General features: G+C 61.7%; 23 protein-coding genes. 9 read left to right on the top strand and 14 right to left on the bottom strand.

The window, feature by feature from the left end:
* Positions 1-55 precede the first annotated feature (55 nt).
* The 4 genes from infB to rimP form a co-directional block, all read right to left on the bottom strand.
* A complete protein-coding gene (infB, locus tag HMPREF2617_RS09340; RefSeq protein ID WP_070483872.1) occupies positions 56-2872 on the bottom strand; it encodes a translation initiation factor IF-2 in 2817 nt (938 codons plus the stop codon).
* 106 nt (positions 2873-2978) lie between these two features.
* Complete coding sequence (locus HMPREF2617_RS09335) at positions 2979-3302, bottom strand: YlxR family protein (RefSeq protein WP_070451066.1); 324 nt, start codon at positions 3300-3302, stop codon at positions 2979-2981.
* Positions 3303-3491: 189 nt separating this feature from the next.
* Positions 3492-4505: a transcription termination factor NusA gene (gene nusA / locus HMPREF2617_RS09330; RefSeq protein ID WP_070422289.1), complete on the bottom strand. Its 1014-nt coding sequence runs from the start codon at positions 4503-4505 to the stop codon at positions 3492-3494.
* Positions 4502-5053 (bottom strand): ribosome maturation factor RimP, encoded by a 552-nt coding sequence (gene rimP / locus HMPREF2617_RS09325; protein WP_070451006.1) that lies wholly within the window; start codon positions 5051-5053, stop codon positions 4502-4504. Before rimP ends, nusA begins: the two co-directional genes overlap by 4 nt.
* A gap of 30 nt (positions 5054-5083) precedes the next feature.
* On the opposite strand from rimP, the gene HMPREF2617_RS09320 reads away from it, so the two are divergent.
* Positions 5084-5878 (top strand): DUF4439 domain-containing protein, encoded by a 795-nt coding sequence (locus tag HMPREF2617_RS09320; protein ID WP_246815410.1) that lies wholly within the window; start codon positions 5084-5086, stop codon positions 5876-5878.
* A gap of 22 nt (positions 5879-5900) precedes the next feature.
* Here HMPREF2617_RS09320 and HMPREF2617_RS09315 read toward each other — a convergent pair whose 3' ends face one another.
* Positions 5901-7688, bottom strand: coding sequence for a proline--tRNA ligase (locus HMPREF2617_RS09315; protein ID WP_070840616.1), 1788 nt, complete (start codon positions 7686-7688; stop codon positions 5901-5903).
* A gap of 31 nt (positions 7689-7719) precedes the next feature.
* On the opposite strand from HMPREF2617_RS09315, the gene HMPREF2617_RS09310 reads away from it, so the two are divergent.
* The gene (locus HMPREF2617_RS09310; protein ID WP_070840571.1) at positions 7720-8385 is read left to right on the top strand and encodes a YaaA family protein; all 666 of its coding nucleotides are present in this window, start codon (positions 7720-7722) and stop codon (positions 8383-8385) included.
* A gap of 3 nt (positions 8386-8388) precedes the next feature.
* On the opposite strand, the gene HMPREF2617_RS09305 is transcribed toward HMPREF2617_RS09310, so the two are convergent.
* Positions 8389-9210: a hypothetical protein gene (locus HMPREF2617_RS09305; protein ID WP_070483877.1), complete on the bottom strand. Its 822-nt coding sequence runs from the start codon at positions 9208-9210 to the stop codon at positions 8389-8391.
* Positions 9211-9521: 311 nt separating this feature from the next.
* Between HMPREF2617_RS09305 and HMPREF2617_RS09300 the strand changes: the two genes are divergently transcribed.
* Positions 9522-10244 carry a DUF1648 domain-containing protein gene (locus tag HMPREF2617_RS09300; protein WP_070840615.1) on the top strand — a complete coding sequence of 241 codons (723 nt, stop codon included), beginning with the start codon at positions 9522-9524 and terminating at the stop codon, positions 10242-10244.
* Positions 10245-10247: 3 nt separating this feature from the next.
* Here HMPREF2617_RS09300 and gltS read toward each other — a convergent pair whose 3' ends face one another.
* Complete coding sequence (gltS, locus tag HMPREF2617_RS09295; protein ID WP_070840570.1) at positions 10248-11468, bottom strand: sodium/glutamate symporter; 1221 nt, start codon at positions 11466-11468, stop codon at positions 10248-10250.
* Between the two features lie 109 nt (positions 11469-11577).
* Here gltS and HMPREF2617_RS09290 point away from each other — a divergent pair, with 109 nt between their 5' ends.
* Positions 11578-12306, top strand: coding sequence for an NAD-dependent deacylase (locus HMPREF2617_RS09290; RefSeq protein ID WP_070483878.1), 729 nt, complete (start codon positions 11578-11580; stop codon positions 12304-12306).
* On the opposite strand, the gene HMPREF2617_RS09285 is transcribed toward HMPREF2617_RS09290, so the two are convergent.
* The 4 genes from HMPREF2617_RS09285 to cobA are packed head-to-tail and all read right to left on the bottom strand — an operon-like array spanning position 12303 to position 14524.
* Positions 12303-12557: a Txe/YoeB family addiction module toxin gene (locus HMPREF2617_RS09285; protein ID WP_070422282.1), complete on the bottom strand. Its 255-nt coding sequence runs from the start codon at positions 12555-12557 to the stop codon at positions 12303-12305. The two genes, HMPREF2617_RS09290 and HMPREF2617_RS09285, sit on opposite strands and share 4 nt — an antisense overlap.
* A complete protein-coding gene (locus HMPREF2617_RS09280; protein WP_070422281.1) occupies positions 12557-12808 on the bottom strand; it encodes a type II toxin-antitoxin system Phd/YefM family antitoxin in 252 nt (83 codons plus the stop codon). Before HMPREF2617_RS09280 ends, HMPREF2617_RS09285 begins: the two co-directional genes overlap by 1 nt.
* A gap of 41 nt (positions 12809-12849) precedes the next feature.
* Complete coding sequence (locus HMPREF2617_RS09275; protein WP_070451002.1) at positions 12850-13800, bottom strand: class I SAM-dependent methyltransferase; 951 nt, start codon at positions 13798-13800, stop codon at positions 12850-12852.
* Positions 13784-14524 carry a uroporphyrinogen-III C-methyltransferase gene (cobA, locus tag HMPREF2617_RS09270; RefSeq protein ID WP_070422279.1) on the bottom strand — a complete coding sequence of 247 codons (741 nt, stop codon included), beginning with the start codon at positions 14522-14524 and terminating at the stop codon, positions 13784-13786. Before cobA ends, HMPREF2617_RS09275 begins: the two co-directional genes overlap by 17 nt.
* Positions 14525-14548: 24 nt before the next feature.
* On the opposite strand from cobA, the gene HMPREF2617_RS09265 reads away from it, so the two are divergent.
* Positions 14549-15754: a protein adenylyltransferase SelO family protein gene (locus HMPREF2617_RS09265; protein WP_070840569.1), complete on the top strand. Its 1206-nt coding sequence runs from the start codon at positions 14549-14551 to the stop codon at positions 15752-15754.
* A gap of 27 nt (positions 15755-15781) precedes the next feature.
* Here the strand turns inward: HMPREF2617_RS09265 and mqo are convergent, their stop codons facing one another.
* Entirely contained in the window at positions 15782-17278 is a 1497-nt protein-coding gene (mqo, locus tag HMPREF2617_RS09260; protein ID WP_070840568.1) for a malate dehydrogenase (quinone), read from the bottom strand.
* A gap of 131 nt (positions 17279-17409) precedes the next feature.
* Between mqo and HMPREF2617_RS09255 the strand changes: the two genes are divergently transcribed.
* The 4 genes from HMPREF2617_RS09255 to HMPREF2617_RS09240 all read left to right on the top strand — a co-directional run bounded on the left by HMPREF2617_RS09255 (position 17410) and on the right by HMPREF2617_RS09240 (position 21159).
* Positions 17410-18420: an alpha/beta hydrolase gene (locus tag HMPREF2617_RS09255; RefSeq protein WP_070816292.1), complete on the top strand. Its 1011-nt coding sequence runs from the start codon at positions 17410-17412 to the stop codon at positions 18418-18420.
* A 41-nt stretch (positions 18421-18461) separates the two neighbouring features.
* On the top strand, positions 18462-19874 hold the full coding sequence (gene mtr, locus HMPREF2617_RS09250; protein WP_070840567.1) for a mycothione reductase: 1413 nt from the start codon (positions 18462-18464) through the stop codon (positions 19872-19874).
* 322 nt (positions 19875-20196) lie between these two features.
* A complete protein-coding gene (locus HMPREF2617_RS09245) occupies positions 20197-20604 on the top strand; it encodes a hypothetical protein (protein WP_070422274.1) in 408 nt (135 codons plus the stop codon).
* 54 nt (positions 20605-20658) lie between these two features.
* Positions 20659-21159 carry a hypothetical protein gene (locus HMPREF2617_RS09240; protein WP_070840566.1) on the top strand — a complete coding sequence of 167 codons (501 nt, stop codon included), beginning with the start codon at positions 20659-20661 and terminating at the stop codon, positions 21157-21159.
* Positions 21160-21301: 142 nt separating this feature from the next.
* Here HMPREF2617_RS09240 and map read toward each other — a convergent pair whose 3' ends face one another.
* Positions 21302-22201: a type I methionyl aminopeptidase gene (map, locus tag HMPREF2617_RS09235; protein WP_168168346.1), complete on the bottom strand. Its 900-nt coding sequence runs from the start codon at positions 22199-22201 to the stop codon at positions 21302-21304.
* A gap of 59 nt (positions 22202-22260) precedes the next feature.
* Positions 22261-24066 carry a penicillin-binding transpeptidase domain-containing protein gene (locus HMPREF2617_RS09230; RefSeq protein ID WP_070483889.1) on the bottom strand — a complete coding sequence of 602 codons (1806 nt, stop codon included), beginning with the start codon at positions 24064-24066 and terminating at the stop codon, positions 22261-22263.
* Between the last annotated feature and the right edge of the window lies 1 nt (position 24067).

Raw genomic sequence — 24067 nt, 5'->3', positions numbered from 1 at the left:
CGAGCACGTGCGTGCGGGGCGGGGGTTTCGTCGATAAGCAATTGCTTTGCGACGACTAGTCGCGCGGGACCTCGACCATCTCGTAGGTCTGAATGATGTCGCCCACCTGGATATCCGGGTAGGACAGCACCATGCCGCACTCGTAGCCCTTGGCTACCTCGTTGACGTCGTCCTTCTCGCGGCGCAGCGAATCGATCGACGCATCCGGAGTAATGACGTTGCCGTCGCGGACCAGGCGCAGCTTCGCACCGCGCTTGACCTTGCCCTCGGTAACCATGCAACCTGCGATGAGGCCGACTGCGGAAGCCTTGAAGATCTGACGGATCTCGGCTTCGCCCAGGTCGCGCTCTTCGTAGATCGGCTTGAGCATGCCCTTGAGCGCCTGCTCCACATCCTCGATCGCCTGGTAGATGACCGAGTAGTAGCGGATCTCCACGCCTTCGGCATTCGCCTCTTCCGTGGCCTTGCCGTCCGCGCGGACGTTGAAGCCAATGATGATGGCGTCGGATGCCGCCGCGAGGGTGACGTTGGTCTGGGTCACAGCACCGACGCCACGGTCGATGATGTTGACCTGCACCTCGTCGTCGACCTCGATCTTGAGCAGCGCCTCCTCGAGGGCTTCCACCGAACCGGCGTTGTCGCCCTTGAGGATGAGGTTGAGCTGGCTGCGCTCCTTGAGAGCCTGATCCAGGTTCTCCAAAGAGACACGCTTCTTACGACGTGCCTGCATCGCCGCACGCTGACGAGCGTCACGCTGCGCAGCAATCTGGCGAGCCACACGGTCATCCTCAACCACGAGCAAGTTGTCGCCCGGGCCAGGAACACCGTTGAGGCCCTGGACCTGAACCGGACGGGACGGGCCTGCCTCTTCCACGTCCTCGCCCCACTCGTCGACCATGCGACGCACGCGACCGAAGTTGCCGCCAACGACAATCGAGTCACCGACACGCAGGGTGCCGCGCTGCACGATGACGGTGGACACCGGGCCACGGCCACGGTCCAGGTGGGACTCGATGGCAATACCTTGTGCGTCCATGTCTGGGTTCGCCGTGAGCTCAAGCGCCGCATCTGCGGTCAGGAGCACAGCCTCCAGCAGGTTGTCGATACCGGTGCCCTGCTTCGCGGAGATGTCAATGAACATGGTGTCGCCGCCGTACTCTTCCGGCACGAGGCCGTACTCGGTGAGCTGGCCACGGATCTTCTCCGGGGAAGCCTCCGGCTTATCCACCTTGTTCACTGCAACCACGATCGGCAGTTCCGCAGCCTTGGCGTGGTTAATCGCCTCAACGGTCTGCGGCATGACGCCGTCGTCCGCTGCCACCACGAGGATGGCCAAGTCGGTCGACTTCGCACCACGGGCACGCATGGCGGTAAACGCCTCGTGGCCCGGGGTATCCAGGAACGTGATCTTACGCGGGTGGCCGTCGAGGGTGACCTCGGTCTGGTATGCACCAATGCCCTGGGTAATACCGCCGGCCTCGCCACGACCCACGTTTGCCTTGCGGATGGAGTCCAACAGGCGGGTCTTACCGTGGTCGACGTGACCCATGACGGAGACCACTGGAGGACGCTGCTCGAGCTCCTCTTCGCCGCCTTCGTCCTCACCGAATTGCAGGTCGAAGGATTCGAGCAGTTCGCGGTCCTCGTCCTCAGGCGAGACGATCTGGACCTCGTAGTTGATCTCAGCGCCGAGCAGCTGCAGGGTGTCCTCAGACACGGACTGCGTTGCCGTCACCATCTCACCGAGGTTGAACAGCGCCTGCACCAGCGACGATGCATCGGTGTTGATCTTCTCAGCGAGGTCAGACAGGGTCGCGCCTTGGCGCAGGCGAACGGTCTTGCCACCGCCGTCGGGGAGACGAACGCCACCGATGACGTTCGGCTTGTGCATCTCCTCGTACTCAGCCCTCTTCTGGCCCTTGGACTTGCGGCGCTTGCCGGGTGCACCACCCGGACGGCCGAATGCACCTGCGGTACCGCCGCGACGTCCGCCGCGACCGCGGAAACCGCCACCCGGTCCGCCGAAACCGCCACGCTGTGGCCCGTTCTGGCCACCACGGCCACGACCACGGCCACCGCCGCGGCCACCGGCCGGTGCAGCCTTCGCAGGCATTTGTGTCGGCGACGGACCTGCCGGCATATCCGCCGGGGACGGACGGTTGCCGCCACCCTGACGGGCACCACCCGGGCGTGGGCCGCCCTGGCCCTGGCCACCGCGACCCTGCCCCGGACGTCCACCCGGACGCGGCGGGCGCTGCCCACCGCCGGTGTTGGACGAGAACGGGTTGTTAGCAACGCGCGGGCGTCCACCAGGCTTCGGCATCGGGCGAGGCATACCGCCCGGAGTCGGGCCGTCCTTCTTCGCAGCAGCCGGCTTCGGCGCTGCAGGCTTTGGAGCTGCGGGCTTTGGAGCTGCGGGTTTAGGTGCGCCTGGCTTCGGGGCGGAACCCGCAGGCTTCGGCGCTGCAGGCTTCGGTGCGCCCGGCTTCGGGGCGCCTGGCTTCTGGGCCGGCTCACCCGCAGCCTTCGCAGCCGGTGCCTTCGGAGCAGCCGGAGCCGGCTTCGGCTTCGCAGCCTCGCCCGGCTTTGGTGCGGAACCGGCGGGCTTCGGCGCTGCAGGCTTGGCACGGTTCTGGCCAGGCTTCTTCAGCGGCGGTTTCGCCGGAGTCGGTGCTTCCTTCTTTTCGTTGTCGTCTGCGCCACCGCCATTGAGCTTGGCGTAGTGCGCCTTCATCTTCTTGATGACAGGCGGCTCAATGGTCGACGACGCCGTCTTCACAAACTCACCCTGTTCTTTCAGGGTTGCGAGTAATTCCTTACTTGTTACGCCGAGCTGCTTAGCCAACTCGTGTACGCGTAGCTTTCCGGACACATGTCTCCTTGTTGTTCATGCTAGGAGCCCAGTGCCCTTCGGCTACCGGCCCCTAGACGTGGTCAGTGACTTTCATCGCTGATGCTGCTTCATGGTTGCGTACTCATCAGTGTTCGGTCTTTCCTTCATTCTCTGGGTCGACCGCCTCGGCGCTTCTGCTTTGCGACGAGGCGAGGTACGTACGTACATGACCTAGGTCTACTTTCGCAGACAGACGGAGCGCTCGCCCAAAGGCTCGGCGTTGTTCCGCCAGCTCGACTGCGTCCAACGACGGGGTAATCCATGCTCCCCGACCAGGCAGTTTCCGGTCCGGGTCGGCGAGGATCTTCCCCGGCACGTCCGGATCGGCGACCACGCGCAACAGTTCGACGTCGGGGTGAGTTTTTCGGGTGGCAATACAGGTACGTGTGCGGATGGGGTGCTTACGCATTCCGCTCATTCACATCCTTCCCGCAACCTATCTGCCGTCTAACACTGTGCCGTTATGTCTCACACCGGCGCACTCGTGTGCGTGGTGGGCCGCCGCACCCAACGTGCGGACGCAAAGCCGTTAAACACTGTACGCGAAAACCCGCAGAATCTGTACTTCCTGCGGGTTTCATAAACGTTGGCAAAGACCTTATTCGTCGTCGGCGATATCAGCGTCGGAGCGGATGTCGATCTTCCAGCCGGTCAGGCGGGCGGCCAGGCGGGCGTTTTGGCCTTCCTTGCCGATGGCTAAGGAGAGCTGATAGTCCGGCACCGTCACGCGAGCTGCTTGCATATCCGCATCGAGCACCGTGACATCCACCACTTTCGAGGGGGCCAGGGAGTTGCCGACGTACTTCGCCGGGTCTGCATCCCAGTCGATGATGTCGATCTTCTCGCCGCCTAGCTGCTGCATGATGTTGGTCACGCGAGCACCACGCGGACCGATGCACGCACCCTTGGCGTTGACGCCCTTGACGGTTGCGCGAACCGCGACCTTGGAGCGGTGGCCGGCCTCACGTGCAATGCTGACAATCTCCACTGATCCGTCTGCAACCTCCGGCACCTCGAGTGCGAACAGGCCTCGAACCAACTCGGGGTGCGTGCGCGACAGGTTGACCTGCACGCGCTTGTCGCCCTTGTTCACACCCACCACGTAAGCCTTGATGCGATCGCCGTGGCGCAACACTTCGCCCGGGATCTTCTCTGCCGGCAGCAGGATGCCGTCCTGCGGGTCTGCCTCCGTACCGAGCTGGACGATGCTGATGCCGCGCGCCTCTGCGTGGGCATCGCGCTGGACCAGCCCAGAGACAATCTGGCCCTCGAGTTCGGCGTACTCGCCGTAAACGCGGCCAGCCTCCGCTTGGCGCAGACGGCCCTTGATCGCGTCACGCACGGCGACGGAACCAATTCGGGAGAAGTTCACCGGCGTGTCGTCGTATTCAGAGATGACTTCGCCTTCGGCGTCGAGCTCGCTGACGATAACGGCAACGTCGCCCGTTTCGGTGTCAATGTCCACACGCGCCTTGGAACGCTCGGTACCGCTTTCCTCCTTGAACTCGCGGTATGAAAACAGCAGCGCGTTTGCGATGGTGGTCAGCAGGTCCTCCATCGAAATGCCTTGCTGTTCTTCGATGGTTTTCAGCGCGTTCAAGTCGATATTCACTTGTTTCCTTCCTGTGCCGCCGCTGCGGCTTCGAGCTCTGCAAACGTCTGATCCGCCAGCTCAACTTCTGCTGCTGGCGGCGCGTTGAACTCAATTTCTACCACTGCACCAGCAATTTCTGAAACCGGTGCAATTCGCACCTCATCGCCCTTTTTCGACGAACGCACCAGCGCAACATGCTCCTGCGCCTCATCCAGTACGGCGATGCGCCACTTCTGCTCACCCGCCTTAATCAGACGGCCCTGGTTGCGACGGAAGTGTCGCGGCTGCGTCAGCGGCATATCCACACCAGGGGTGGTCAGTTCAAGCGTGTATCCGGCGCCGAAGTTGACTTCCCCGCGCTGCTCGAGGTCGTCGAAAAGCGTTGATAGCTCATTGGACACTTCCTCCAACTCATCCAGCGTCGGGTGCGTATCCGAGTCGAGCGCAATAACGACCTGCGATTTCTTCCCCGCCTTGACGGTGCGAATGTTCTCAATGTCCATCGCGTACGCCTTCACGACAGGGGCGACCAATTGTTCAAGTTCGTTATCTGTGGGAAATGCCATGCGTCAAACCTAGCGTGTAACGTGCAGCGGGTGAAGAAACTGCTTGTTTTGCCAGCTGTACTGCTCCTGACCAGTTGCACAGTGATGGATGTTGTCGGCCCTCGCGCCAACGGCGAGATCATGTCGCTGGCCAAGCAAGCCTCCGCTGATTGGGTGTTCGGGGAGCACCCCGAGTGGGCGGAACTGCGCAAGTTCCAGAGCGAGCAGCTTCAAGACGAAGCACTGCGCCTGTGCGGCACGGACGAAACTGGACAGACCCCGCAGTCCTGCAACGTCGGGTATGGCGACACCGACCTTCCGGCAGCCGCGGACGGCGCAGCCCTTTTGGAGCACACCGTCACCGCCGCCGACAAGGTGCCTGACGATTCGGTTGACCTCGTAGTAGCCCAAGCCATCGATGCGCTTGCGCTCACTCCTGTCAAGATTGAGATCGAGGGCCCGCTTGACGACGACGCCGCCACCCAATCCGCCGCCGACCTCCTCGCCCGCGAAAACGCGATGTATTACGGCCTCGGCCTCGCGCTCGCCCATGCCGACGAGGCTTTGCGCACCCGCATTAGCGAACTGCGCGAGGCGTCCCACGAACGCACCGAGGCGCTTACGGAACTGCTCGGCGACACAGACGGCCAATCGTTAGTTCCCGCCGCCGGATACACCCTCGCGGACGGCTACAACGACCCCCAGACAACGCAAGAGGCCACCGCGCTCGTCGAAACGATGCACGGTGATCTTGTCAGACAGTGGCGCTACGCCGCCGCTCACGCAGAGACCAAGCAGTGGCGCAAGGCGGCAATCCAACTCGCCGCCCACGCCCAGCGGGCCTAGCCTTCACACCCAGATTTATCGCCTAGTCGCGGCGCTCTGCGACCAGTTCCTGGACCTTCGCCACGATGTCGTCGGCCGGGACCTCAAGGGTCTCGCCCCCGCGGATGCGCAGTTCGACGTTGCCGTCAGCGAACGCGCGACCGAGGATCACGATGAACGGCATACCGAGCAGTTCCGCATCCTTGAACTTGACGCCTGGGGAGACCTTCGGGCGGTCGTCGAAAAGCACCTCGAGCCCGGCGTCGGAGAGTTCTGCAGCGATGCGGTCGCCTGCCTCGAGCGCAGCAGCGTCCTTGTTCGCCACAGCCACATGCACCTGGTACGGGGCGATCTCCACCGGCCAGACCAGGCCCTTGTCGTCGTGGCGCTGCTCCGCCACCACAGCGAGCATGCGAGAGATACCGATGCCGTAGGAACCCATGGTCGGCACGGCACGCTTGCCGTTTTCGTCCAGGATCTGCACGTCCATGGCTTCGGTGTACTTGCGGCCCAGCTGGAAGATGTGGCCAAGCTCGATGCCGCGGGCGAGTTTCACGGTGCCGTTGCCGGACGGCGACGGGTCGCCTTCCTTGATCTCGGCGGCCTCGATGTAGCCGTCGACGGTGAAGTCGCGACCAGCGACCAGTCCGACGACATGCTTCTGCGGAGCGTCCGCACCGGTGATCCACGCGGAGCCGTCAACCACACGCGGGTCCGCGAGGACACGCACACCGTTGGCCTGGAGCGCACGCGGGCCAACGTAGCCCTTGACCAGGAAATCACTCTTGGCAAAGTCCTCGTCGCTTGCCAACTCGAAGGTCGCCGGCTCGAGCGATGATTCCAGGCGCTTCTCGTCCAGTTCGCGGTCGCCCGGAATGAGCACGCCGACCAACTGTGGGCCGACCGGCTTGCCGTCCTCATCCACGGCGCGCGGATCGTTGACCTTGATCATCATGCACTTGAGGGTGTCGGAGGCTTCGGCAGGGCGGTCGTCGATAAGCACTCCTGCGCTCTGCGCCCACTCCACGAGTGCCGCGATGGTCTCGGACTTCGGGGTGTCGTGCTCGACAGCCTCGGGCAGCCCTTCGATCGGGCGTGCTTCCGGAGCAACCGTAGTCACGGCCTCGACGTTGGCGGCGTAATCGCCCGCGGTGGAAACGACAAAGGTGTCCTCGCCGTTGTCGGAGTACGCGAGGAACTCCTCGGATGCGGAGCCACCCATGGCACCGGAGGTGGCCTGGCAGATTTCGTACTTCAGTCCCACGCGGTCGAAGATGCGCTGGTAGGTCGCACGGTGGTTTGCATACGACTCATCCAGGCCCTCGTCCGACATGTCGAAGGAGTAGGAATCCTTCATCACAAACTCACGCCCGCGAAGGATGCCCGCGCGCGGACGTGCCTCATCGCGGTACTTCGTCTGAATCTGGTACAGCGTGACCGGGAAATCCTTATACGACGAGTACAGATCCTTCACCGCCGTAGTGAACATCTCCTCATGCGTCGGGCCGAGCAGCATGTCCGCACCCTTACGGTCCTTCAGGCGGAACAGGTCATCGCCGTATTCGGTCCAGCGGTTCGTCGCCTCGTAGGGCTCGCGCGGCAGCAGTGCCGGAAACAGCAGTTCCTGGCCACCCATTGCGTCCATCTCCTCGCGCACCACACCCTCGATCTTGCGCAGCGCACGCAGACCAAGCGGCAGCCAGGAGTACACGCCCGGCGCGGCACGGCGGACGTAACCAGCACGGACAAGGAGTTTGTGGCTCGGCACTTCAGCGTCGGCCGGGTCTTCGCGCAGAGTGCGCAGGAACAGCGTGGACAGGCGAGTAATCATGCGGGGCAGTTTACCCGGTAGCTTGTTCGTCATGCTGATCGTCCTCCCTCCTTCCGAAACCAAAGCGCCCGGCGGCACCGACGCTGCGATGGCGTTGTCGTTTCCGTCGTTGGATCCCATTCGCAATTCGCTTCTCGACGAACTCACCCACACCCTCGTCGACACCCCCGCCTCCAAGCAGGCCGAAGCGGAGGAGAACCTCACGTTGCGCTCGGCACCGGTGATGCCGGCCATCGAGCGCTACACGGGTGTGCTGTACGACTCGCTCGATGCCTCCACGTTGTCCGCCGACGCGCTGTCGCGCCTTGCCGTTGGCTCCGCGCTGTTCGGCGTGGTTCGGGCAGGCGACCTCATCCCCCGCTACCGCCTGTCCGCCGGAATGAAACTGGACGGCAAAACGTTGCGCGCCTGGTGGGGCTCCGCCGTGACGGATGCACTTGCAGACTGCGGCTTTGTCATCGACATGCGCTCCGGCGCCTACCAGAACCTCGGCCCTGTGCCCGGCGCGCTGACCATCCGCGTGGAACAGGCCGACACCGGCAAGGTGGTCAGCCACTTCAACAAGAAGTACAAGGGCGAGCTGGCCCGGGTTCTGGCGCCACACGACGCTGCGTCTGCTTCGGAGGTCGTGGATCTGGCTGTGGCGGCCGGTTTCGACGTCGCCGTTGGCGGCACGCTGCTGACCATGCGTGTGTAGGTGTCACGCCGCCTGGGTGTGTGCTGCCCCGTTGTCTGCTTCTCGCGCCTGGGCGAGGGCGAGCAGGGCGCGGGCGTCGTCGACAAACTCGTCTTCCTTAAACAACAGATCATGCGGCGACGCCCTGAGCAGGAACACACCACGTTTGAGCAGATGTTTCTCACGCTTGCGCTCTTGTCGCAGCGTCTCGTCGGTTTTCTTAAATGTGACCCCGTCGTATTTGTAATCCCCGTCGATCTCCAAGATCAGTGCCCCGAGGCGTAGGTCCACCTCGTAGCCCGCGAACATGCCGTTGACGATCCAACCGTCGGCCACCCGCTCAATCAACACCGCGCGTGCGTACGATTCGAACGGCGACCGCGAGTTACCCACTGCGTATCGCAGCACTTTCCGCAATACACCTATCCCCTTGACACGGCCAAGCTTGTCGGCTTCCGCCTCCACGGTCGCACGATCGGTGTGATGTTTGAGCACCCAGTCCATCGCCACCAGCCCCTCCCTGAACCCGTAGCGCAGGGCGATCTCGAATGCGGTGGTCAGCTCGTCGGTAACGCGCAATGTGTCAAAGTGCTTGATCACAGTCTCGCAGTTGCGCGCACGGTGATAGACGGTATTGTCCGGCCACTGTCTTCTCGATGGTGTCCTGCCGTTCGGGAGCAACAGTTCTACCGGTTCGTTTGAGTCCGTGGTCACCAGCCACATCCCCAGTACACGCGCCGCAGACCTGCCAGCCAGCGCCGCCTTCCTCGCTGCCTGACCTGCTGCAACCGCCTGCACCCAGCGCTTTTCGTAAAACGCCAACGCGTGAAAGTCGGCCTGTAGCATCGCATGCCTTGCCGACAACGCGACTGTCCTACCTGCTTGTGTATCTCTACGGTCGATCACCTTGCTCAGGATCTCCCGTTGCCTCCCCATATCCATGCCACAACGATTGCAGAGATCCCGTGTCGGCGGAAGACCCCGCCCGTTTTTGTGGATAACTTCGGGTAACTCCGGATACTTTCGCGCCGGTTATCCACAGCCTAAAAGACGATATCGTCTTTTAGCATTTGCGCGGATCTAAAACCCCAGGTCGCGGCTCCATCGCCGGCACAAAAGACGATATCGTCTTTTGGGCTGTGTCTAAGATCGCCTACATGCCTGTCCATTACCGTCGCTATGCCCTCGCTGCCCTGGCTTACGCAGCCGCGTTCGCGTATATCCTCCTGCGCTGGGATGCGATCCCCGACCCGGTGCCGGTCCATTTCAACGTCAACGGCGACGCGGACGGATTCGAACCGAAAACCCTGCTTCACGCGACGTTCTTGATCACAATCGGCATCGCCATCTCCATATCGATGCTCGCGTGCGTACCGCCGAAAACCCTCGCACGCCAGACCGTGAACGTACCGGAGGACAAGGCGTTGCCGTATTCGGAGACGGCGGCGGCGCGCGTCGAGAAGCTGTGCGATGCAACAGCCGACTTCATGTCGAAGACCCTCCTCGCTATGGCGGTCTTGTTCGCGCTGACCAACGTCTCGATGATGCTGCCGGACATCTCGCTGCCATTCTGGCTGGAGATCGCACTGTGGATCGCATTCACCGTCTACATCGTCGTCGTAGCAATCCGCATGACCACGGCCAAGGACGGCATCGAACCCGACGAAGCGGAGCAACAACGCAACCACCTGCTGCGGATGCAGGGTGGCATGGGCACCTACAAGGAGCCGAACGACCCGATGGTCGCCGCGGTGCTGCCGCAGGCCCCGGGCAAGATCTCGGTCAACACGGCACACGCGCCGGGCAAGCGTTACCTGTGGCGTGTGATGACAAGCGTCGTCGCAGTCCTGGTTGTCTGTCTCCTGTTTGTGTTTATCTAACGGCTACAGCACGTTGAGGAACACCGTCACCACGAGGATGTTGACGAAGTCGATGAACATCCCACCGACGATTGGCAAAACGAAAAACGCTAGGCGCGACGGCGAGTACTTCTGCACCACCGACTCCATGTTGGCCACACCGTTGGGGGTTGCGCCCATGCCGAAACCGCAGTGGCCGGCGGACAGGATCGCGGCGTCATAGTCGCTGCCCATCGCTCGGAATGTGACAAAGCGGGCGAAGAGGAGCATCAGCACGGTCTGGGCGATGAGCAGAATGACAAGCGGGATGGCAAGGTCTGCCAGTTCCCACAGTTTGATCGTCATCAGTGCTTGCGCGAGGAAAAGTGCGAGCGCAACACTGCCGATGATCTCCACCTCTTGTGTGGGCACAAACTCGTGGTACTGGCGCTGGTTGCGCGTGTCTGAGATGTAGCGGAACAGAATGCCAACGAGCATGGCACCCAGGTAGTTCGGGAAGGCGGCTTTGTCGGTGAACTGGCTGATGATCCAGTTGATGCCGTCGGTGATGTAGGTGCCGATAAACATCGCGATGAGGATGACGATGAAGGCTTGCATGACCTGGTCGCTGCGCAGGTCTCGTCGATACGCAGTGAGCAAACTATCGTCCACGTCGACATTGCGGGTGCCGATGGATTGGAGGCGGTTGCGTTTGATCAGACGGTCGCCGACAGGCCCGCCTATGAGCGAGCCCATCAGCAGGCCGAACGTTGCTGCGGTGTAGGCGACGGTTTCTGCGCGCTCCACACCCTGCGCCTCCACGAGCGGGGCCATACCACCGGAAACACCGTGGCCGCCGGTCATGGAAACGGATCCGGTCATCAGCGCGAGCGCGGACGGGATGTCCACAATCGGCGCGAGCAGCACCGCAAGAAGGTTCTGTAGCACCACCAGCACAGAGGCGACGAGAAGGAAGCGGGTGACCATCTTGCCGGCTTTGCCAAGAAGCGCGACACTGGCGCCGAAGCCGACGGTGGTGAAGAACATCGTCATGAAGAACCCCTGCAGGGTGGTGTCGAAGGTGATGTCCACCCAACCGGTGAGTTTGAACACCAGGTTGAACAGGGCGAAAAGGAACCCGCCGATCACCGGCGCTGGGATGGCGAAGCGCTCAAAGAACGCGACGTTGTTGCGCAGCCAGCGTCCAACGACGAGCAGGAGCACGGCGAAGCCGATGGTTTGGATCATGTTGAATTCAATCGCCATCGGCGGCCACCTCTCTGTTAGATGTCTGTCGATCTCGACGAGTCTAAAGCGCGCACACGGTTTGTGACAAAGAACACGCTCCTTTGCTTCTCCCGGTAGCGTTTAAACCATGACCACAATCGACAACGCCCGCGCACTACTCGCCGACGCCAGCCGTATCGAGGTCTTCACCGGCGCCGGCATGAGCGCCGACAGTGGCCTTGTGACCTATCGCGACGCACAAACCGGGTTGTGGGAGAACGTGGACCCACAGGCCATGGCGTCTATCGGCGCCTGGCACACCGACCCGGACACAATGCTCGCCTGGTACCTCTGGCGCGCCCAACTCGCCCAGCGCGCCGAGCCAAATGCAGGACATCTCGCCATCGCGCAATCGCCGAAGACGACGGTAACCACGCAAAACATCGACAACCTTCACGAGCGTGCTGGCAGCGACAATGTCGTCCACCTGCACGGCTCGCTCTTCGCGTTTCGCTGTTCGCTTTGCGACGAGCCCTACACCGACCCAATCCCACTGCCCGAGGAGCCTGTCCCGACGATCACTCCGCCCCAGTGCCCGTTATGTGGCGGGCCGGTGCGTCCCGGCGTGGTGTGGTTCGGCGAGATGTTGCCCCAAGCTGAGTGGAAGGAGGCGGAGCGTCGCATGCGCACCGCTGACGCGTTGATCATCGTCGGCACTTCTGGCGTGGTCTACCCCGCCGCTGGCCTGCCGCTAATGGCGCACGCGCGCGAAATCCCCATCATTGAGGTCACCCCGATGCGCACGGACCTGTCGCATATCGCCGACGTGGTCATCGAGGACACCGCCGCCAACGCCCTGCCGAAGCTGCTGGGTTAGTAGTGGTACCGGGCTTGGAGAATCACCAAATCTGTCCCAGCGACCGTATAGACCAAGCGGTGTTCTTGCGTGATCCTCCTCGACCACGCCCCTTCAGCTCCGTACTTCAGCGGTTCGGGTTTCCCTATGCCTTCAAACGGATCCCTTAAGGTGTCGCGCAGAAGCTGGTTGACTCGTCTCAGCGTTTTCTTGTCGTTGCCCTGCCAGTACAGGTAGTCCTCCCACGCGTTGGTGGTCCACACAAGCCGCATTACGCGTCCAGGTCGATGTCGTGTTCGGCCACCGCCCCGTTGAGTGCTTCCTCGTAGGCCTGAGTCAGGCGTCGAGCATTCTCTGGCGACTTAAACAGGTAGGCAGTCTCAACCCATGCCGCGTAGTCATCTGCAGCCATCAATACTGCATTACCGTGACGCGACACGATTTCAACGGGATCGCGATCATTGTTCACACGCTCGATGAGCGGATATAGCGTGCGCCGCGCTTCAGATGCACTGATAGACATCACAACCTCCTCCGAGTGGTACCGTAATACGGTACCACACTCTAGAGTGAAGCACGCAGGACCGTGAAGGTCTTATCGCGGGTGACCTGCTCCACGGCGCCGAACCTTTGCTCCACCTCGCCGCGGTAACGCAGGTGCGAATTGTGGACCAGGTAGAGCGTGCCGCCCGGCGCGAGTAGTCGCTTGGAGGCGTCGAGGAGGTGCTGGACGAGGGTTGCGTCGACCGTGGTCCCGTCGTGGAACGGTGGGTTGAGCGCAATGGTGTCGAAGGAGCCGTCCGGGAACTGTGAGCCGGCGTCATCCCAGGTCGCTTCCAGCCCGATGGCGCGGGCGGAGAGCACCGCGTCTGCGTCAGCGTCTGTGGCCACTGCCTCCAAGCCACGCGTGACAGAGCCGTTGCCGCACCCCAGGTCCAACAGTCGTCCAGGCTCTGCCGGCAGGCAGGAGCGCAGCAGTTCCCCACCACGGTCGGGCTTCGCCCCTGAGAACACGCCTCCGATGGCGACAAGTCCATCGCCGCGTACGGGCTCATAGGACACCTCGCGCGGCCCAGACGCCACAAGACAGCGAAACTTCCCGCGCCCACGGGAGGCCGCCACCTGGTCGAACGATTCGCCCAGCACCACATTCATGCCACGAGACAAGTGTTTATTGTTCGCGCCGAACACCACCCGCGCCGAAGCAAACCCAGCTCCCGCAATCGAGCGTGCCAGGTAGTCCAGCCGCGCCAGGGACTTCGGCATCTCCCCAATGGCAACGGCTGTGCCTGAAGAACCGGCAAGGTAGTCGTCGATACGCATATCGCCCGCAATCTCCGCACCGAGCGACGCTGCTTCCTGGCAGCGTGAGTAGTCGGAGTCCAAAAACACAACCTTCGCCCCAGCAGCGAGTGCGGTGCGGGTGAGATCGAGTGTCGGGTCGTTGCACACGAGGACGACCTCTCCCGCAGCAACATCGGCCGTGTCCCAAATCAGACTATCCAGCGTGCGCAAGGCCTGCGACCTCCCCAAAAACGTACACAGCAGGCGAAGTCACATCGTTGTTCTCCATCACATCTGGCAAGGTGGCGGCGGTAGCGAAGAACACGCGCTGCGCGTCGGTTTCGCCTTCCTGGATCACCGCTGCGGGCGTATCCGGGGACAGCGATGCCTCCAGCAGCTTCTCGACGATCGCACGCACGTTGCGCACCCCCATCACCACCACGATAGTGCCACCGACCTGTGCAAGCGCGGACCAATCCACGAGCGACTTGGGATGCTCCGGCGGCAAGTGTCCCGACACCACGGTGAACGCATGCGTCACCCCGCGTTGCGTCACGGGCACGTTTGCCGCCGCAGGAACGGACACCGCGGACGTCACGCCCGGGATTACCGAGCACTCAAGACCGGCAGCCGCGCATGCCTGCAGCTCCTCAAAGCCGCGACCGAACACGTACGGGTCGCCGCCTTTGAGCCGCACGACCTGCTTGCCCTCACGCGCATAGGACACCAGCATCTCGTTGATACGCTCCTGCGCGACCTGGCGCGCGTAGGGCAACTTGGCCACGTCCACGACTTCTTTGCCGGTCAGATCCAGAAAATCCTCAAGCTCCGCGGCCGGCCCAAGGTGATCCGCAAGGATTACGTCCGCTGCTTCCAGCGCGCGCAAGCCTCGGATGGTGAGCAGGTCCCATGCGCCTGGGCCGCCGCCGACAAGAGTGATGTGGCCTTTCGTCATAGCGACACAGTCTAGGGTGGCACCATGACACGACCCCAGCTCGACCACACATTCGCCGAGAACCTGCCCGAGCTCGCCCACGCTGAACCAGGCAGAAGTTTTGAGAACCCCCAGATGGTTGCCCTTAACGAGCCTCTCGCAGTAGAACTTGGGCTCGATGTCGCTTGGTTGCGTAGCAGCGACGGCCTCGCCTGGCTTACCGGCGCCCAGGGCGGGCACGCATTGGCATATGCGGGCCATCAGTTCGGTCAGTTTGTGCCATTGCTTGGCGACGGCCGCGCGTTGCTGCTCGGCAACATCGCCGGCCACGAGATCCAACTCAAAGGATCCGGCCTGACAGTGTTTTCACGGCGTGGATCTGACGGCGTCGGTGCGATCGGCCCGATGTTGCGCGAACACCTCGTCTCTACGTTCATGCACGCCGTCGGCGTACCGACGACACGCTCGCTAGCGGTGCTGACCACCGGAGAGAAGGTCATACGCCAAAACGGCGCCGTACCCGGCGGCATTGTGGTCCGCGTTGCGAAAAGCCACCTTCGTGTCGGCAGCGTCCAGTACGCGGCAACGCAGTCCGAGGACCTTGTACGCCAGATCGTCACCGCTGCCGGTTTCGACAATGCAGCCAGCCTGCTCGAAACCGTCACCCGCCGCCACTTCGACCTGGTTGCGCACTGGATGCGCATCGGTTTCGTCCACGGGGTGATGAACACCGACAACGTGACACTCTCAGGCGAAACGATCGACTACGGGCCATGCGCGTTCACTGAGCGCTTCGATGCCGCAGCGTCGTTTTCATCTATCGACAGGCAAGGCCGCTACGCCTTTGGCAACCAACCGAGCATCATCGCCTGGAACATGGCCCGCCTGGCAGAGGCCCTTTACCCCTTACTGGGCCAGGATTATGTTGACGCCTACATCAAAACAGTCCAGCCAACCTGGGACGAGGCGTGGCAGCGTTGGATCGGCGACGACCACGAAGGCCTCAACAACGCCACCGACATCACCACCTACAACCGCGAACACGGCATCAACGGCGATCCAGGACCGATCTTCGTCCCGCGCAACCACATGCTGCAGGATGCGATAGACGCCGCTGAGTTGCACGGTGATTACGCGACGTACAACGAACTGCTCGCGGCAGTATCCGACCCGTACAACGAGCAGGCCGGGCCCGAATGGATGGCCCGGCCGGAAGGACAACTGCCCTACGTCACCTTCTGCGGGACGTAGGGCAGCCAGTTCAGTGAAGCGAGCGGATTAATCCTCGAGCTTCAGCGTCTTCTGGGTCCATGCCCACTGCTCCTCGTACGCCTTCTTGTCGTGCTTGAGCGACTTGCCGTACGTCGGGAACATCTCGTGGAGCTTGTCAGCCCACTCGATCATGCGCTCACCGAAGCAACGCTCCAACAGCTCGAGCATCGCAGCCGGGGTAATCGATGCGCCCGGGGATGCGCCGAGGATGCCCGCGATGGTGCCGTTCTGGTCGTTGACCAGAGCGGTACCGAACTCCAAGGTGCCGAAACGCGGGAATGCTGCCGGCTTGATCACCTGCACGCGCTGGCCGGCGACGACAACGTCCCAGTCCTTGCCGTCTGCCATCGGGTAGTACTCGTGCAGCACGTCCATCTTGCCGTCGAAGTTACGGAAAACCTCCTCAACCAGATACTTGACCAGGCCGATATTGGTTGCCGCGACACCGAGGTAGGACGGGATGTTGTCCAGACGGATGGACTTGAACAGGTCCAGGTAGGAGCCTTCCTTCAAGAACTTCGGAGTCCAGCCGCCGTACGGGCCGAACAGCAGGGACTCTTCACCGTCGACGACGCGCAGATCCAGGTGCGGAACAGACATCGGCGGAGCACCAACCTTGGCCTTGCCGTACACCTTCGCCTTGTGCTGCTGGACAAGCTCCTGGTTGGTGGTCTTGAGCCACAAACCGGAGATCGGGAAGCCTGCATAGCCGTGAACCTCTGGAACGCCTGCCTTGCGCAGCAGGTCCAGGGCGTAGCCGCCAGCGCCGATAAACACGAAGCGTGCACGGACGACCTGCTTGTCGCCGGTGCGAACGTTCTTCACGGTGACCTTCCAGAAGTTGCCCTCACGCTTGAGGTTGAGCACTTCGTGGCCGTAGCGGATCTTGGTGCCGCTTTCCTGAGCGGACTCCAGGAACTGCTTGGTCAGGGAACCGTAGTTGATGTCAGTGCCGGCATCGGTCCAGGAAATTGCGACCGGCTCAGCGTCGAAGTCGCGGCCTTGCGCCATCAGCGGCAGCTTCTCAGCGAACTTCTCGCGGTCATCGGTGAACTGCATCTCCGGGAACATGTGGTTCGCAGAAAGCTTGTCGTAGCGCTTACGCAGGTATGCAATCTGGTCTTCACCCTGGGCGAAGGAAACGTGCGGCACCGGGTTGATAAAGGCGCGCGGGTCCTTGATCACACCGTTTTCTACCTGGTGGGACCAAAACTGGCGAGCGACCTGGAACTTCTCGTTGATCGCCATCGCCTTAGAGACGTCGATTCGACCGTTCTTTTCCGGGGTGTAGTTCAGTTCGCAGAGAGCGGAGTGACCCGTACCAGCGTTGTTGAACGCGTACGAGGATTCCTCGGCGGGACCATCGAGGCGCTCGAAGATCACCTGGCTCCACTCGGGCTCCAGTTCGTGCAACATCGAGCACAGGGTGGCGCTCATAATGCCAGCGCCAACGTGCAGGATGTCCACCTCGTCCGCGTACTTATTACCACCGTTGTCAGACATGCGTAGTCATCCTTATAGTGTTTCGACAATTTTTGGAGTACAGACATTCTACGTCTATCTGCACCGGAACGTGCATAGGCCCGAATTATGACACGGCCCACACCCGCTTTCGGGTCAGTATCATCAGCCCCATGAATCAAACAGAAGAAGCATCCCTCGACACACTTACCTGGAAACCGGACGTGCTCGGTAAAAATTACGAGCATGCGCGTCTGCAATTAGATAAGGACCCCGACACGGGACATGCGCCAGAGGCGGTGTTGGTCCGGGACGTGAGGTCGTCGACAAGCAACAAGCCCGCGGTGCTGTGGGTCCACGGCATGTCGGACTACTTCTTCCACAACCATGTTGCCGACGAGTTCGTGGAACGCGGTTACCCCTTTTACGCGCTGGATCTGCGCCGTTGTGGCCGCGCGCACACGAAGGGCCAGCGCTTCCACTTCACGCTGGATATGCGTCGTTACTTCGAGGAACTCACGACGGCGCTGCGGCTCATCGCGCGCGAGCATGGCTCGGTCGTTGTGCTCGCACACTCCACTGGCGGGTTGATTGTTCCGCTGTGGGCGGATCATTTACGACGAGAATCGCCCGCGGATCATGCACTGCTTCAAGGAATCGCGCTCAACAGCCCGTGGTTGGACCTGCAGTACCCGACCTGGCAGGTGAAGCTCCTGCGCCCAGTACTGAACACGCTTGGAGCCATTTTCCCGTCTATCCCACTGCCGGGCGGCGGGCTGGGCACCTATGGCACCTCTATCCACGAGAGCAAACACGGCGAATGGAGCTTCAACACCACCTGGAAACCGCTGGTCGGTCACCGCAAGTACTTCGGCTGGATCCGGGCAGTACTTAAAGGACAGGAACAAATCCACAAGGGCAACGTTGATACCGGCGTGCCAACGCTGACCCTGTGCTCTTCGCACTCATACCTGGGCAAGGAGTACTCCCCCGCTGCCGACACGGCCGATACCGTGCTTGACGTCGACCAGATCCAGCGTTGGGCCCCGACACTTGGGAAAGATTCACAAGTGCGAGTTATCGACGGCGCCCGCCACGACGTTTTCCTCTCCGAACGCCACGCCCGCGAGTCCGCGTTCAAGGCGACGTTTACGTGGCTAGACGATCTCACCGGGGCGCAGTAACGTCTAAACCCAATCCATACATATATATAGAGGAGACGAGCATGTCTGCTGTGGCGACGAATTCCACCCACTACGACCTCATTATCGTGGGCACCGGTTCCGGCAACTCGATCCTGACCCCGGACTTCGATGACAAGAAGGTCGCTATCGTCGAAAAGGGCAAATTCGGTGGAACGTGCCTGAACGTGGGTTGCATCCCGACGAAGATGTACGTCCTGGCCGCCGAGCACGCCTTGGCCGCACGCGAGGCCGGCAAACTCGGTGTTGATCTTGAGTTCCATGGCGCCGACTGGGATGCCATCAAGGAACGTGTTTTTGATAACCGGATCGACCTCATCGCCAAGGGCGGCGAAAACTACCGCCGCAATGAGTGCGACAACGTCACCGTCTACGACATGGAGGCCTCCTTTGTCGGGGCGAAGACCCTAAAGACGGGTCGCGGCGGCGTAGAGACAACGATTACCGCAGACACGATCATTCTCGCCGCCGGTGCGCGTCCGTTTATCCCCGAGTGGGCCAAGGGCGTCACCTATCACACCAACGAGGACGTCATGCGCCTCGACGAACTGCCAAAGTCGATGACCATCGTTGGCGGCGGCTTTATCGCGATGGAGTTTGCTCACGTCTTCGATGCCCTGGGCACCGACGTAACCATCATCAGCCGCTCTCCCCTGCTGCGTCCGCTCGACGAGGATCTGCGCGATCCGTTCAACGAGATCGCCACACAGCGCTACACCACCCACATCGGCCGCACGGTCGCATCCGCCACTGAGGATGGCGGCCAGGTGACGCTCACGCTTGACGACGACACTCAGGTGACCTCCGACGCCCTCCTCATCGCCACCGGTCGCATCCCGAACAGTGACACCCTCAACGTTGCAGCGGGTGGCATCGAAACGCATGACGACGGCCGCGTAAAGGTCGACGAGTTCGGCCGCACGACCGCTGAGGGTGTGTGGTCGCTTGGTGATCTCTCTTCCCCCTACCAACTCAAGCACGTTGCCAACGCCGAGATGCGTGCGGTGACCCACAACGTGCTTGCCACCTGGCGAGGCAACGGCGCGCTCGTTCCGATGCCGCACGACCATGTACCGTCGGCGATCTTCACCCACCCGCAGATCGCCACCGTCGGCCTGACCGAGCAGCAAGCAATCGAGGCCGGCCACGATGTCACCGTCAAGGTCCAGAACTATGGCGACGTTGCATACGGCTGGGCGCTGGAGGACAGCACCGGACTGGTGAAGCTCATCGCCGACCGCACCACCGGCAAACTGCTTGGCGCGCACTATATGGGCCCACAGGCTTCCACCCTGATCCAGCAAATGATCACCGTCATGGCCTACGACCTTGACCTTCGAGAGTTCCCACGCAGCCAATACTGGATCCATCCAGCACTGGCCGAAGTGACGGAAAACGCGATCCTGGGCCTTGATCTGACTTTCAAAGAAGTCTAAACCTATCCTTTACCCCCTAATTTGGGGGCCATTCAACAAAGCCGCTGGGACAACTGCCCAAGACGCGAAAAGCGCACGTTGCGATTGTTATCCACCCGCAATCATTCCCAGCGGACACACAGAGACTCCAACCTTTTGATGATCTTTGCATCAAATCGCACACCAAACTTGCACGATGCTGGAAACGATCGGCTATTGTCGTTGCAGACACCGGGACCGAGCCTCTAAGGCTTGCTATCGGTCCTAGGAGCTCAATGCCCCTGGACTTCTTTGAATTCCACCCGGACGTCGTGCAAGAACTATCAGAGAAGGATTTCGTTTCATGCGTAATTTCCGTAAGGCAGCCCTCGCCGGCGCAACCGCCGTCGCTGTGGCATTCGGCTCCACCGCAGTCGCAACCGCTCAGACCGAGGAGGACACCAAGGCGGCAGAGAACACCTATGTCGCACCGGCCCGCCCGGTCGAAGACAAGGACGGCAAGGACGGCGTCAAGCCTGGTTCCTCCGAGAAGATCACCCACTCCAAGTGGCTCGAGTTCCGTGACAAGGACGGCAACCTGCGCGGCACCGATGGCACCGCGATCTTCGGTAAGAAGGACAACTTCGACGCACAGCCGACCTACGCCAAGGTTGGTTACGGCCTGACCATCTTCACCGCTGTTTCTGCTGTCATCGGCCTCATCGTCGGCCCGCTGTACAACTTCATTGTTCACGGCCCGGTCAAGTTCTAATAACGCGGATTTCCGCTAACCACTTCCAACTCATATTTCGAAAGAAGGAATAAGATGCGTAACTTCCGCACCGCTGCAGTTGCTTCCGCAACCGCTCTGACCGTCTTCGTTGGCGGCACCGCTATCGCTTCCGCTCAGTCGTCTGAGAAGCCGGAGACCACCGCTACTGCCGAGCAGAACGGCCAGGACAACAACGACACCAAGAAGCCGGAAGAGAAGAAGTCCGACAAGGACAAGCAGGTCATCTTCGCTGGCAAGCAGGAGGGCGACAAGTCCTTCGGCGACGTCGTCAAGGACGGCACCGCGGGCCTGTTCAACGGCAAGGGTTCCTCCAAGTACTTCAACCAGGAAGTTAATGGTACGACAGATGCTGAGAGGCCGTTCTACCCGACCGACGCTTTCGGCAAGAAGACCAACCCTGAGGCTGTCCCGCAGTGGGCACGCTACTGGATCGACGGCACCATCGTCGCTGGTATCGGCGCTCTCGTCGGCCTCGTGATCGCTGGCATCAACTTCGCTTCCTACAACGGCTTCATCCAGCTGCCGAAGTTCTAAGTTAACTTCGTCGTAGGACGATAGAAACCCGCTGCTTTGGCAGCGGGTTTTCGCTTTGGTCAGTGTCGGCCTTGCAAGCTATAAATGTGTACCCCGCAGGGATGATTCCTGCGGGGCACACTTGCATCTACCGGTACAGCGTCTACTCCCCCAGCATGTGCTGGCCAGCTGCCACATCCGCATCCGGGATTGTCAGGATCTCATTACCGTCGTCGGTGATCACGATAGTGTGCTCGAACTGCGCGGTGTACTCACCATCGACGTTCTGTACCGTCCAGCCGTCGTCCCACACGGTGTACGGCAACTCACCCAGGTTGATCATGGGCTCGACGGTGAGCGTCATCCCCGGCTCGAGAACATCCGTGTAGGCATCCGAGTCATAGTGCAGGACGACGAGGCCGTTGTGGAACGTCGTGCCCACACCGTGTCCGGTGAAGTCGGTGACTACGTTGTAGCCGAAACGCTTCGCGTACGCCTCGATCACGCGCCCGATAACGTTGATCTCACGGCCCGGCTTTGCAGCCTTAATGCCACGCATCATGGCCTGGTATGTGCGGTCCACAAGGTCCTTGTGTTCCTGTGCAACGTTGCCCGCGAAGAACGTGGCGTTGGTGTCGCCGTGTACACCGTTCTTGTAAGCAGTGACGTCAATGTTGACGATGTCGCCTTCCTGGATCACCGTCGTGTCCGGGATGCCGTGGCACACAATCTCATTGAGCGACACGCAGGAAGACTTTGTAAAGCCTCGGTAGCCAAGCGTGGACGGGTATGCACCATGCTCGATGAGGTAGTCGTGCACAATGCCGTCAATCTCATCGGTGGTTTTGCCCGGCGCAACCGCCGCACCGGCAAGGGCAAGGGCGTTCGCGGCGATCTTGGATGCCTCGCGCATCGCTTCAATCGTCTCGGGGGTTTGGATGACCGGTTCGCCGACGTTTTCTTGGACGTCGTCTTTCCAGGCGTACTCCGGACGCTCAATGTGCTCCGGGACCTTACGCACTGGGGTTGGTTTACCTGGTGTTAGTAGTCCTCTTGGATTCATAAAGGCCATGGTAGTACCGCAGCCAAATTGGCCCTGCGGCAGCTAGCCAGCTTTCTGATCTATCCCAGCGGCAAGTTGGCAAGCATCGTGTTCGTCAGCGCGACTGCCGCTTCAGAACCACCGCCGAGGACCACCAGGGTTGCAAACGCGATGTCGTCTTCCACGCGGTAGCCGGTGAACCAGGAGTGGGACCCACCGTTGATTTCGGCCTCGCCGGTTTTGCCGCGAATATCGCCGCCGGCACTCATGCCGCCTGCGGTACCGCCTGGACCGGTCACGGCAGCCATGATCTGGCGGAGCTGATCGATCGCTTCCGGTGGAAGGGGCTGCACGTCCTCGCTGAGTTTCGTTTCCTCGCCCTGCACCAGGTACGGCACCGGCAAGGATCCACGCGCGGCCGTTGCAGAAACGAGTGCCATGCCGAACGGGCTGGCAAGGTCGAGGCCCTGGCCGTAGCCGGCCTCAGTGCGGTCGAGGGGCTCCTCCCCGACCGGGATCGAGCCAGTGATTGTCTCTACCCCTGGGATCTGCATATCGACCCCGAGACCAAACTGCTTACCCACGTCCTGCAACTCACCTGGGGCGAGACGCGTCGACATGTCCGCAAACGTGGTGTTGCACGAACGCGCAAACGCCGTCTCCAACGGCACGGTGCCGAGGCTGAAGCCTCCGTAGTTGGTCACGATGCGCCCATACAGGTTCATCGGGCCCGGACACGGCACCGGCGAGCCTGGTGTGAGCCCCTGCCGTGCAAGCCCCGCCGCTGCGGTGATGATCTTAAATGTCGAGCCAGGCGGGTACTGGCCCATCGTCGCCAGATTGCCTTGCGCATCCGCAGCCGGGGTCTGCGCAATAGCCAGAATCCCGCCCGTAGACGGCCTGATGGCCACAATCATGGCCTGCTGCCCGGCAACGGGTTCGAGCGCACGCTCAGCGGCTTCCTGGACGCGGTGATCCAAGCTGATGTGCACCGCCGGCGCCGGTGCGGGATCCTGACGGGTGATCTCCTCGTACGACGCACCATTTTCGTTGACAATGTCGACGCTCCAGCCGGAATCACCAACCAGATCATCGCGCACCAACTCGCCCACGCGCGCCATAATGTCGGGCGCGAAACCCGGCTTTGCGTTGACCATGGCGGCTTCTTCGTTGAGCCGGACACCGGGTTCGTCGCTAAGCGCTGCTTCAACAGCATCTCGCGCTGCTGCCGGCACCACCGCCACCGAATACACACCGGAGGCGCGCTCGAGCTCGTCCTTCAACGTGTCTGCATCGCGGAGCGGCACGCCACGGTCCTGCTCGTGCGCCCGGGCGAGAGCACCGCTGATCGCAGATGCCGCAGCACCGGCGGTGCGCATCTCGTTGGTATCCACCAACACCCGATACGCGATGCCGGGCTTTAACAACTCCACCCCATCAGAGGACACGACACTCGCCTGTGCGGGAGCGATCGCACGCAGCTCCAAATGCTGGTGCGCACCCAGACGCGGGTGCAACACCGACGGCTGCCAGCGCACAGTCCACTTCTCGCCAGATTGTGTCAGCGTCATCTGCGCGTCGTACTTCAACTCACGGTCACGCGGCAATTGCCACGCCAACTCGTACGTCGCGGTGGCTAGATTCTCCTCCTGGCGCACATCTTTCAGCGTCGCCGTGACGTCTTCTGCCTGCAAACCATCCCAGGTCGCGTTCGTGGAATCAGCCGCGGACGTCGGATTGTCAATCGCAGACGACTCGACGTCGCGACGCTCCAGCGCCTCCAAAAACGCACTCGCTGCTGGCTCAGCATCATTGGGGCGCGGGGTGCATGCGCTTATCGACGACGCAAGCACCACCCCGGCAACAACTGCGACGACACGACGCATA

Origin of the sequence: Corynebacterium sp. HMSC070H05 (assembly GCF_001837615.1) — a bacterium.
Lineage (GTDB): Bacteria > Actinomycetota > Actinomycetes > Mycobacteriales > Mycobacteriaceae > Corynebacterium > Corynebacterium coyleae.
Note: the sequence above shows the minus strand (reverse complement) of the source record. Positions and strands in the feature narration are given on the sequence as shown.